At 35.0% G+C, this 12,531-nt stretch carries 9 protein-coding genes; 2 read left to right on the plus strand and 7 right to left on the minus strand.

Features of this window, described 5'->3' with window-relative positions:
* Positions 1-52 precede the first annotated feature (52 nt).
* From ACIQ7N_RS04075 to ACIQ7N_RS04105, 7 genes are all read right to left on the minus strand, one after another.
* Positions 53-1,036 (minus strand): ABC transporter ATP-binding protein, encoded by a 984-nt coding sequence (locus tag ACIQ7N_RS04075; protein WP_402930412.1) that lies wholly within the window; start codon positions 1,034-1,036, stop codon positions 53-55.
* Positions 1,017-2,036, minus strand: a complete 1,020-nt coding sequence (locus ACIQ7N_RS04080) for an ABC transporter ATP-binding protein (protein ID WP_402930413.1) — start codon at positions 2,034-2,036, stop codon at positions 1,017-1,019. Before ACIQ7N_RS04080 ends, ACIQ7N_RS04075 begins: the two co-directional genes overlap by 20 nt.
* A 1,609-nt stretch (positions 2,037-3,645) precedes the next feature.
* Complete coding sequence (locus tag ACIQ7N_RS04085) at positions 3,646-5,430, minus strand: oligopeptide ABC transporter substrate-binding protein (RefSeq protein WP_402930415.1); 1,785 nt, start codon at positions 5,428-5,430, stop codon at positions 3,646-3,648.
* A gap of 13 nt (positions 5,431-5,443) precedes the next feature.
* Positions 5,444-6,346, minus strand: coding sequence for an ABC transporter permease (locus tag ACIQ7N_RS04090; RefSeq protein WP_402930417.1), 903 nt, complete (start codon positions 6,344-6,346; stop codon positions 5,444-5,446).
* 26 nt (positions 6,347-6,372) lie between these two features.
* Complete coding sequence (gene opp4B / locus ACIQ7N_RS04095) at positions 6,373-7,335, minus strand: oligopeptide ABC transporter permease (RefSeq protein WP_132357499.1); 963 nt, start codon at positions 7,333-7,335, stop codon at positions 6,373-6,375.
* A 2-nt stretch (positions 7,336-7,337) separates the two neighbouring features.
* Positions 7,338-8,282 (minus strand): ATP-binding cassette domain-containing protein, encoded by a 945-nt coding sequence (locus tag ACIQ7N_RS04100; RefSeq protein WP_402930419.1) that lies wholly within the window; start codon positions 8,280-8,282, stop codon positions 7,338-7,340.
* A gap of 1 nt (position 8,283) precedes the next feature.
* Entirely contained in the window at positions 8,284-9,273 is a 990-nt protein-coding gene (locus ACIQ7N_RS04105) for an ABC transporter ATP-binding protein (RefSeq protein WP_402930429.1), read from the minus strand.
* 1,199 nt (positions 9,274-10,472) lie between these two features.
* Between ACIQ7N_RS04105 and ACIQ7N_RS04110 the strand changes: the two genes are divergently transcribed.
* Positions 10,473-12,002, plus strand: a complete 1,530-nt coding sequence (locus ACIQ7N_RS04110) for a cardiolipin synthase (protein WP_402930420.1) — start codon at positions 10,473-10,475, stop codon at positions 12,000-12,002.
* Positions 12,003-12,163: 161 nt separating this feature from the next.
* A partial coding sequence (locus ACIQ7N_RS04115; RefSeq protein ID WP_402930421.1) for a transposase occupies positions 12,164-12,531 on the plus strand: 368 nt, incomplete at its 3' end.

The following is a 12,531-nucleotide window of genomic DNA, read 5'->3' on the forward strand; positions in this document are numbered from 1 at the left end:
CCCCGTGAATTTTATTTTGAAAATAATTAACACACGATTTTCTTATAATTTTTTAATATAAATGGCATGCAACTCTATGCCCCCGCTTCACCTCCTTTAAGGTTGGTTTAGATAATGAACACTCTGCCATTGCTTTTGGACAACGTGGATGGAAAGGGCACCCCTTAGGAGGATTAGCCGGACTAGGGATATCCCCCTCTAATACGATACGGCTACTCTTTTTCCTTGGATCAGGTACCGGGATGGCAGATATTAACGCTTGTGTATACGGATGCAGTGGTTCGTCATAAATATGTTCTTTATCTGCAATTTCCACAATGTTTCCTAAATACATAACACCGATTCGATCACTCATATGTTTTACAACACTTAAATCATGGGCAATAAATAAAAATGTTAAGTCAAACTCATCCTGTAACTCTTTTAACAAATTAAGCACCTGAGATTGCACAGAGACATCTAATGCGGAAACGGGTTCATCCGCTATAATTAGTTTTGGTTTAAGTGCAAGTGCTCTAGCAATACCAATCCGTTGACGCTGTCCTCCCGAAAATTCATGTGCATATTTGTAATATGCATCTTCGGGTAAGCCAACTTTTTGTAAAAGCTCCATCACTTCACTTTTTAATGATTTAAGTGGTTTTTTATGATAATTCATAATTGGTTCAGCTATGATACTACCTACCATTTGCATAGGATTTAATGATGCATAAGGATCTTGAAACACCATTTGGATATCTTTCCTTATTTCTCTTAATGATTTCCCTCGCAATTTTGTAATATCATGACCATTAAAAATAATTTTTCCTTCGGTTGCGTCTAACAATCTTAAAATCGTACGACCTGTTGTTGACTTTCCACAGCCAGATTCGCCTACTAACCCTAATGTTTCACCATTTTTTATGGAAAAAGAAATATTATCTACCGCTTTAACATGTCCAATCGTATGTTTGAATAATCCACCTTTAATCGGGTAATAGGTTTTTAAATTAATTAGTTCCAATAAATTTTCTTTATTATTTGTAGCTTGATTCATATTGTGTGCTCACACCCTTTCTAGAATTGCAGCCTTCAAAAAGTAAACAAGAGACTTCATGATTATCATCTACGAAAGTAAGTTGTGGCGTAACATTACTACATTCAGGCATCGCCGATGGACATCTATCAACAAAACGACAGCCTACTTGAGGCATGTTTTTTAAAGACGGTACAATACCTTTAATAGTAGCTAACTCATTTACTTCTGTATCTATTCTCGGGATCGATGCCATTAAGAGTTTCGTATATGGGTGTTTGGGTTTGTAAAACAAGTTATCAACAGTTGTTCGTTCTACGATCTTTCCAGCATACATAATAATGACTTCATCACATATTTCCGCAACTACACCTAAATCGTGAGTGATCAGTACGATAGACATGTTATTTTTACCCTGAATACTTTTCAATAAATCTAGTATTTGGGCCTGCACTGTTACATCCAGTGCAGTAGTTGGTTCATCCGCTATTAACAGTCGAGGCTGACAAGCAATAGCGATAGCAATCATTACTCTTTGCCTCATACCACCTGACAATTGATGAGGGTATTCATTCACAATTTTTTCAGCTCTTGGAATGCCAACCTGTTTTAATAAATCAATCGCCTTACTTCTAGCCTCAGCCTTAGACATTTTACTATGATTAAGCATACTCTCTTCAATTTGTGAGCCTATAGTAAAAACAGGATTTAAAGATGTCATAGGCTCCTGGAAAATCATACTAATATCATTTCCTCTAATTTTATTCATCTCGTCGTTCGAATAATTCTCTATGTTTTTCCCGTGGAATCTAATTTCACCTCCCGTGATTTTACCAACTCCTTTTGGAAGTAATTGCATAATGGAAAGAGACATTACACTTTTTCCACAGCCTGATTCACCAACTACTCCAACGATCTGACCAGATTTGACTGAAAATGAAACATCATCAACAGCATGATATAGCTCCCCGTCTATATCAAAACCAGCTTTAAGGTTTTTTACTTCTAACATTAAGCTCATTTTTACATCACACCTTTTAAGAGTTTTTACTTAACTACTGTTGCAATGTAGTAAGTTAGATACCGCTTGTTAAGCACTATCTTTTTTACATAAATTCCTTTTAAAAATTCATCGACTTTGTACTTAGACCTGTATGAGTGCGACACGATGCCGATTCTTTCGGTAATACCACAGCGAATTCTAAAGCTGACGCTACAGAAAACATTTGCTAAAAGGAGTTGAATTAATAGCCCGAAAAAATTAGATAAACTTATTTCAAAATCATTTCAATTTAAAAATCATCAAAATAAAAGAATATTAATCTCTTCCTTCTAAAGAATTTTAAGGTAAGTCTCAAATGAAATAATATTCTGATAATTAAGTGTATTATCATTTTAGCTAGAAATAACATGGTTAATCAAGTGAATTTTTACATTTCTTACATTATTATATACAAACTAATCCATACAACTATTCCAATTTTGCTCAATAAATTTGTATTTTTCTTCAAGAAGTATTTTGTTGACTTCCCACTTTATTAGTTTAAAGCATTACTTTTTTATTATTACAATATAGCAAATAGTCATTTATCTCCTATACTTTCCCTCATAAATTCTACATTTATTCGGATTCGGTTTTTAGAGAATTTTAGCTGGTCACCATAACGTGAGGTTGATTTCCATTCTGACTGGGCACTTTCCTGAGGATGTCCGATTGCGCTGCAGAGTCTCCACTATGACGCAGAACTCTTCCTATGTTTTACCATTTTTATATCTTTTCGGATCATCACCAAAACGTGTGGTTGATTTCCGTTCCGACTGGGCGCTTTGCCGCTGACGCTTCGCTTTCGCGCAGAGCAGAGCTTCCTGGGGGCGTCCGATGAGCCGCTTCGCTGCGCTGCAGGGTCTCGGGCCAACACGATGTTGGTCACGAAGGCGTTATCACAGGATGTGATGCTTTTAGCCTTCGCTCCTCTATTACTGATCCCCAAGGAGTCGCCCAGTCTCCACTCCAATCAACTATTTACTTAGTAGACGCTTTAACAAAAGTCATCCACACCTTTTGGTGATGAACTATCTTTTCCCTAATAACTATTAATAAATAATTTTTTCTATTAACACATCAACGCCTTAAAGCAAGAATTATTATAGAAGACAAATAATTTAATTCAACTATTTGTTACGGACATCTAATTAATTTTTTGTAAAAAATAAATTAATTTCTCGACATAAAATTAGATAATCATTCTGGATTGTGTTTTAATTTGATGAATAAAAAGCTACAAGGGGATTTTGATTTGACTAAATAGCTCCTTATTGTCGCATTATGTAATTAACTTAAGCAATAATGTGATATCGCAACAAATGCTTTTTCTTGCTCATTTTAGTTAATGTACGGTCCTACACTTTGAAACAGACCTATTTCTTTTTAATCGTGTAGACACACGTTAAAAAGTAGACTTGTGTAGCTGACGCTGTGCCTTCGCTACAGAAAACATTTGTAACTGAAGTTGCGCTTTCGCTATAGAAAATAATTATTGAAAGAAATTAAAATAACGCAAAAAAACTGTAGGAAATTCTTCTTAAAGAATTTGCCTACAGTTTATACTCTCACTCTTAACTATGTGCTATTAGTTTTTTAATGGAGCATCAGCAGTTAACTCGATTTCATGGTATTGAGTTTCATTTGCATAGTCAACATTATAGTTTTTAACACGTTTATTAACGGGAATAAGATCAGTAACTGCTACAGTTGGAATTGTTGTAGCCTGTTCAAACATATACTCTTCAAACTTTCGGAATGCTTCTTTGCGATGATTTATATCTAAAGATTCTTTAGAATCGATATCATCTAAAATGGCAGTTAATTCAGGTGATACAAAACGTGACAAGTTGAATAATGCACCCTCACCATATAATCCTTTTGGAGATGGATTTGTTCCTGTACTCCAAGCACCAAAGAACATTTCAATCTCTGGATCATCTTTTTTAAGCTTATCAGTAAATGAGTTAAACTCCATTAGACGACCAGAAGCTAATTCAACATTAATACCGACTTCTTTCCAGTTTTGACGGTAGTATTCAATCGTAGATTCTAGTACCTCGGTACCACCTTGTGCACCTAATTTAATTGTAAATGGCTTACCATCTTTATCTTCACGAATACCATCGCCATCCACATCTTTATAGCCTGCTTCATCTAATAATTGTTGCGCCTTTTTCTTATCATACGTGAAGCCTGGCATATCCTTTGTATGGAATGATGCAAATGCTGGAGGAATTAACGTTGTCGCACGTGTATTAATACCATTGCCTAATTTTTCGTTTACCTCTTCTACATCGATTGCATAAGCTAATGCTTGACGTAATTTTGGGTCACCTAATTTTGCATTTTTATCTGTTACGTTAATTCCTTTTGCAGTATCGAATTTACCTAGCTTGAAGCTCAAATAGCTATAAGATAATCGAGGACGCGATAAAATCGCTAAGTTTTTAGAATTTTCAATTTGTGTAATCTTTGAACCTGGGAAACCATTTACCGCTATGTCATAAGTTCCTGAATTTAATGCCTTCGGTAAAGTTTCTGGTGAAACTACTTTAATTACTACCCCATCAAGTTTAGGTTCGCCCCTCCAATAAAATTCGTTTTTAACAAATTTTACAGACTCACCATTTACAATTTTATCGAACTTGAAAGCCCCTAAAGTTACTGGATTTACACGCACTGCATCAGAGCTTATCATTTCTTTTACCGGAATATCTTTTAATTGATGTTTTGGTACAGCTGAACTCCACAATCCATCACCACCGCTGTAAATTGCTGGTGAAATTGATTTAAATGAAATTTCTAATGTATGATCATCTACTCGTTTTAAACCTGAAATTGTATCTGCTTTCTTATCATGGTACTCTTCAGCGCCAATAATATTTTGGAAATCATCGTCATAACGAACGCCTTCATAATCAGGGTGACCGATAATTTCATAAGGGAAAATAACATCGTCGATTGTAAATGGCTCTCCATCAGACCATTTTACATTTTCACGTATTTTTACAGTTGCTTTATTTGCATCTGCGTCAACCTTTAGACTTGCAAGACCTGTATCTGTTAGTAAAAAGTCACCGTCATTATCAAAAAGAATGTTACTTGCAAATTTCATAATCTCTGAGTCATTCGTATCTGAGGAGAATTCTTGTAAAAAGATACCTTTGAACGGTGATGTAGATGGTAAAGCTACTTGTAAAACACCACCTTTAATTGGTTCTCCTTCATTCTTTACTTCCATTGGGAAACTACGAGTTGCTGTTTTCTTCTTGTCATCTTTTGAAGATTCTTTGCCCCCTCCACTACATGCCGCTAGTGCTAAAACTAGTGTTAATAGTAAAGTTAGCAGAAAAACACTTTTTTTCTTCATTTACCCTTCCTCCTTAGCCTAATCGTTGTCTTGAGTCAGCCGCACGTCGTAACGCTTGACCAACATAATTTATACCAAGCATCATCACTAAAATAAATAATGCTGCAGGTAACCAAATCCACCATTTATCTACTAAAATCTCAGGATCTCTTGCATAGCTTACTAGAGTACCTAAACTTGGTGTTGAAGGTGGTAAGCCATACCCTAAAAATGAAAGACCCGTTTCAGCACCCATATTACCCGCTAGACTTAATGTTAAGTTAACGATAATAATAGAGCTTAAGTTTGGTAAAACCTCTCTAAACATAATTTTAAAATCGCTTGTACCCATCGTTTTTGAAGCACTTACATAATCTCGACGGGCTTCTGTTAATGTTTTACTACGTATTAACCTTGCCTTCCCAATCCAAGCAAACATACTTAATAAGATAACGATGTGGATCGGTGAATATTTTTCTAGCGTTGAAACTATGGCAATCGTAATCATAAAACTAGGTAAAATCATAATGAAATCCATAATTCGCATAATAACAAGATCAACTTTACCCGCATAATAGCCAGTGATTAAACCGATAACAATACCGATAACTGCTGCAATAATCGTAATACATATAGCAATAATTAAAGAGTTTTTAGCTCCGATAATTAATTGTCCAAAAATATCACGCCCTGCGTCATCTGCACCTAAAATATATCCATCAACACCCGGCTCCGCAAAGCGACCTAGTAATTTAACTTTCATTATTTCGTCTACATCAATAATAAAACTAGCAATAAATACCGCTACTACTAATAATGTTATAAATATTAATGAAAACATCGCTATTTTATCTTTTTTAAACTCACGCCATACGACTTGGAAACCTACTGCTGGGCGATGTTGTTCTTCTAATTTTTTCTCTTCTGTTTTATCCATGTAAAGTCACCTCTATTCTTTGCAAGTTAGTCGATACGTATTCGTGGGTCTACGATGCTTAAAATAATATCTGATAACATACTTCCAAGTAACCCCAAGAAACCATACAACACGATAAGTGCTGTAATTACACTATAGTCACGACTCGCAATTGAAGACATGAATAGTTCTCCCATACCTGGATAACTAAAGATTGTTTCAATAAAGATAGTTCCGCCTAGTAAACCTGTAATAGTGAACCCAAGACCAGCCGCAATCGGAATTAATGAATTACGGAAAATGTGTCGTGTATATACTTTATTCATTGGTAAACCTTTACTACGCGCTGTTTTAACATAGTCTTGGTTTTTAGAATCAATAATTTCTGAACGTAAATATTGAATGATTGTATACGTCCCCAAAACCGCCATCGTAATAGCAGGTGTAATAATATGATATAATTTATCCCAATAGTAGGATAAAGTACCTTTTTCAGTTAATACATTTACTGAACCTGATGTTGGAACCCAGCCTAATATATAGCCGAATACATAAATTAAAATTAAACCAAACACGAACGGCGGTATTGCCATACTTAAAAAGTTATAAAACACGATTCCACGGTCTAATCGAGAATCTTGATAACGACCTGCTAGAAGTCCTAATGGAATTGCAATTAAATACGTTAGGATCATTGCAACTAATGATAAGTAGAACGTATTGAGTGCTCGTTCACCAATAAGTGATGTTACACTGCGTTGATATGTGTAGCTTTTACCTAAGTCGCCATGCACTGCATTTGATACCCATCTGGCATATTGTTGATACCATGGGTCGTTTAAGCCTGCTGCTTCGCGTAACTCTTCAATACGGTTAGGATCTGTCTCTGGTCCCATTAAACCTGTAAATGGATCGCCTGGCATTAGCTTAGCAATGATAAACACTAACATACTTAAAATAATAATTTGTGGAACCATGATGATGACTCTACGAAGAACCGTTTTCCACATAATCACATTCCTCCTTCAATCGACGCCAATGCAACAGCATGTGTATCTGAAATTGATTGTAAAGGATAAACTTTTCCGTCTTTATCAAAAAATTTATGCTGATTTTCTTTATAATACTGACTTACTTTTAAACGCTCTTGCTTACGTTCTGCACGAGTTTCAGGCTCAATATCTGGAATGGCAGATAATAAACGGTGTGTATAAATATGACGCGGATCATCATAAATATCTTCTCTTTGTCCTTTTTCCACGAAGCGTCCTCGGTACATAATATTGATTTCATCACACATATGCTTTACAACACCTAAGTCATGTGAAATGAATAAATACGTTACACCAAATTCCTCTTGTATATCTTTCATAAAGTTTAAAACTTGTGCTTGTACGGATAAATCAAGTGCTGAAACAGGTTCATCTGCAATAATTAATTTGGGACGACATGCCATAGCACGTGCAATACCCAATCGTTGCTTTTGACCACCAGAAAATTCATGAGGATATTTATATTGGGCATCCTCTTGCATCCCAACAATCGCCAAAAGCTCATTAACTCGTTTTCGTTCTTCCTGCTCACTTAAACGCAGGAAATTTCGAATTGGCTCTGCGATAACATCACGAATGCGTTTTCTTGGATTCATACTGGAATGAGAATCTTGGAAAATCATTTGTACGTCACGATTAAATCCTGATTTACCGCTACGACGCATTTTCGTTACATCTTGTCCTTCATAGATTATTTGGCCCGATGTCACTTTCTCTAAACCAATAATTGCCTTACCTGTTGTCGATTTACCACATCCTGATTCTCCAACAAGACCATAAGTTTTTCCTTTTTCAAACTCCATACTTATGCCATCTACCGCATAAACATGATCTACAATGGTATTAAAGAACCCACCACGGATAGGATAATGCACGCATAAATCTTTAATTTGCATAAAGCTCATATTATTTTCCCCCATCCTTCTTAAAGTGAAAGTCTTTCCAACACGTACAGCGAACAAAATGTTCTGGTCCTACCTCATGTAATATTGGATTTTCCTCATGGGCGCTTTCGTCAATCCATGGAATACGTGGTGCAAAGCGACAACCTCCACGTGGCAAATTAAATAATGAAGGAACCATACCATGAATAACCTCTAACTTTTCATTTACCTTATGGGATTGAGGAATAGAGTTCAATAACGAACGTGTATATGGATGTTTAGGATTTTTAAATAATTCAATAACGGGCGCTTCTTCGACAATTTGTCCAGCATACATGACTGCAACACGATCTGCTACTTCAGCTACTACACCTAAGTCATGGGTAATTAACAAAATGCCTGACTCAGTTTCTATTTGTAATTCTTTTAATAAATCTAGTATTTGCGCTTGAATCGTTACATCTAATGCCGTTGTTGGTTCATCAGCTATAATAAGTGGTGGCTTACATGCAATCGCTGTCGCTATCATTACGCGTTGTCGCATACCACCTGATAATTCATGCGGATATTGCTTATAAATACGTTCCGGGTTATGTATACCTACTTGCTGTAATAACTCCATTGCACGCTCACGGCGTTGTGCTTCATTTAAATCAGTATGGTATATAAGCGGTTCTTCAATTTGGAAACCGATTCTCTTTAACGGATTCAGTGCAGCCAGTGGATCTTGGAAAATAAAACCGAAATCACTACCGCGTAACTGGGTATATTGCTGCTCGGTTATATCTACCAAGTTTTTACCTTTATATAATATTTCACCTTCTATTTTTGTGTTGATAGGATTATGTAACCCAACAATTGATGTAGCTAAAGTACTTTTACCACAACCTGACTCACCTACAATTGCAAGCACCTCATTTTTTCGAATGCGCAAATCAACACCATCTACTGCAGCGAAATATTCATCTGCTCGCCGAAAGCTTGTACGTAAATTATTAATCTCAATAATCATTTCATGATTATTTGTCACACGATTACCTCCCTATCAAATCAAAAGAAAAAACCAACTTACTAAGGCCATATTCAATTTAAATGAATTTGCTTTTGTTTATACGGTTTACTTAATATTTTCTTTACCGCGCATTTCAATTTTCAGAAAAATTAGAACATTTTCATCCTTGAATATAATTAACATCTTAATTTCAAATAAATTGTTGTCACTAATAATCACTCTCATTCCCAAACTATTATTCCAACAAAAGAATTATCTGACAATTAATTGTATCATCATTTTATCTAGAATTAATATACTAAATCAAGTACATTTTTAAATTATTGTAAAAATAAATACAATTTCGACTTTACATCATCATCAAAATCATTAGAAATCGAGTTTACAATTTTTCATTATTTATTATTTCATATCTCAACATTCTATTATTTTAATAAAATAATTAATGTAAAATAATGGTTAAATATTGATAAAAAAACTTATTTTATTCACTAAAAAACATAATCACAATAAATATTTATTATTTATAAAATAAAAAATATCACAGAATACATATATTTTATTATATTTAGATAACATTAAACTTCTATTTTTCTTCAATAAAAATATACATACCTCTTACAAATAATTTATAAATTTTTTACTATTAGTTTTTTGAATAAATTATTCCATTATTGTGAATATTCCAAATATTTCATGCCTTTAAGTGGTAAATATTACGCTAAATGACTTGTTAATTATTATTTTCCGTTAAGTTGATTTATCATTTAGGAGAATTATTATCGGGAATATCCAATTTATCCCGGCTTATCTGCAGCGAAAGCAAAGCGGCAGCTACAAATGTTCGCGACAGGTACTGGTATCTCCCCTCCCTATAGGTGGTCTAATAATGCAGGTTTAAGTTACTTTTCAGCGAGTGTACATATCCGCTTATAATAGAAGAACCTCAGTCTGCCATTACCGATATGATCGACATCGTGTCGGCCCTCATGCAGGCCTAAGTACAAAGTTAATTCCGAACTTGTTTATCTGTTTTGATTCACAGTAGAGGATATATAGATTGTCCCATTACTTACAATATCCATCTAACATAGAAGTGTCTATATTGTAAATAACAAGAAAACAATTTATCATAAAACTATTAAAGTACTACTTCCTGTTATAAAAATTGAAAAAAGAATAGGTGAAAATGTATACATATGAAGAATCGCGTAGTCCAATTACTATTTGTATTTGCAATTGCGGCAATTTTGCTCATCGTCTTAAATAAGTCCATCATTTCCTTATATACCTTAATCGGCATACTTTTGCCAATCACAATTATTGGGATTTCCTTCGTTATTTTTATTGAAAACCGTTCCCCGCAAAGTACATTAGCTTGGTTTTTAATATTAGCCATTCTCCCTGTTATCGGTGTACTACTGTACTTACTGTTCGGAAGAAGTCGTTGGAGAAGAAAGAAACATTTACAACGTTCAGAAGAGAAAAGAATGATATTCCGTGAGATTTTAGAGGGGAGAAGTTTTAACTTAGACATCTCTTCTTCTCTAAATGAAAGATCCACCTATTTGACTCAAATTATCCAAAAATTTGGCGGTGGTCCTGTTGCGAATGAGACAACAACAAAGCTCCTAACAAACGGGAATGAAACATTTTCCGAAATCCTACAAGCCATTGAAAATGCTACACATCATATTCATATTCAATACTATATTTATCGATCAGATGAAATCGGTACAGCCATACGAGATGCCTTAATTAGGAAGGCAAAATCTGGCGTGATCGTACGCTTTCTTTACGATGGACTCGGCAGTAATAAATTACGTAGGAGCTTCTTACAACCAATGAAAGATGCAGGGATTGAAGTAGTTGAATTTGATTCAATTCTTTCACCTTGGCTATTAGAAACCGTCAATTATCGTAACCACCGTAAAATTGTTATTGTAGATGGGACGATTGGTTTTACAGGTGGGCTCAATGTCGGAGATGAATATCTTGGTCGTTCAAAGAAGTTTCCTATATGGCGTGATAGTCATTTAAAAATAGAAGGAAAAGCAATATCTAAACTGCAGGCCATTTTTCTAGAAGATTTTCTCTATGCCACTAGTAGTTTAAATATGGAGTCTTGGCATCAATTTATGGATAGCACATACTTTCCTAGCCAAGGAATTCATCAAGCAGAAGGTGCCGTACAAATCGTCGCAAGTGGACCTAGCTCAGATGATACAAATATTCGAAATGCTTTATTGAAAATTATGAGCTCTGCCAAAAAGTCAATTTGGATCGCCACTCCATATTTCATTCCTGATCAGGAAACATTAACATTATTACGTTTGAGTGCACTTTCTGGAGTAGATGTCCGCATTTTATACCCAGGAAAAGGCGATAGTATCATTAGTGATCAAGCATCCCAATCATACTTTACACCGCTGCTAAAAGCGGGTGTCTCCATTTACCGCGTTAAAGAAACTTTTATGCACGCTAAGATTGTACTTGTTGATGATGAAGTTGCATCAATTGGTACAGCAAATATGGATATTCGTAGTTTTGAGCTTAACTATGAAATCATCGCGATCCTCTATGAATCTACAACGGTGCTAGATATAAAAAATGATTTTGAACAAGATTTTAAAGAATCTACAGAAATTACATGGGCGTCATTTCAAAAGCGAAGTATTCAAAAACGCATGCTTGAATCACTTATGCGACTCATTTCTCCGCTACTGTAAATTCGGGTACGATTCTTGATGCTATCGGCGGTTCTTGAAATTGTTATCAGCGATTTTCTGATTGAGTCCGTATAATTGTGTAAAAAGAAAAGGGGTCATTTTCTTTCCTCTTGGTTACAATGTTTTCAACCACGAAAATAAAGTAAAGTGAGGAATATAAAATGACCCAATTACAGTTTAACCTAGACATGGATCTTTTAAAAGATTCGATTATCAATTCTAATATTGATACAGTTGTTAAATCAGCTATAGTTTTAGTATTAAACGAATTTATGGAAAAAGAAAGAGACGACTATTTGCAAGTAGACGCCTATGAACGTTCTACTGATCGCCGTGATTATCGTAACGGCTATTATGAACGTGAATTAACGATGAGTATTGGTAGAATCAAGCTAACTGTTCCTAGAACTCGTAATGGTGAGTTTTCACCAACGATTTTTGAAAAGTATGCTCGGTGTGATCAAGCTCTCGTTTTATCTATGCTAGAAATGGTGATAAACGGTGTTTCAACACGCAAAGTTACTCATAT

The organism is Lysinibacillus sp. NPDC095746, from assembly GCF_044763535.1.
Lineage (GTDB): Bacteria > Bacillota > Bacilli > Bacillales_A > Planococcaceae > Lysinibacillus.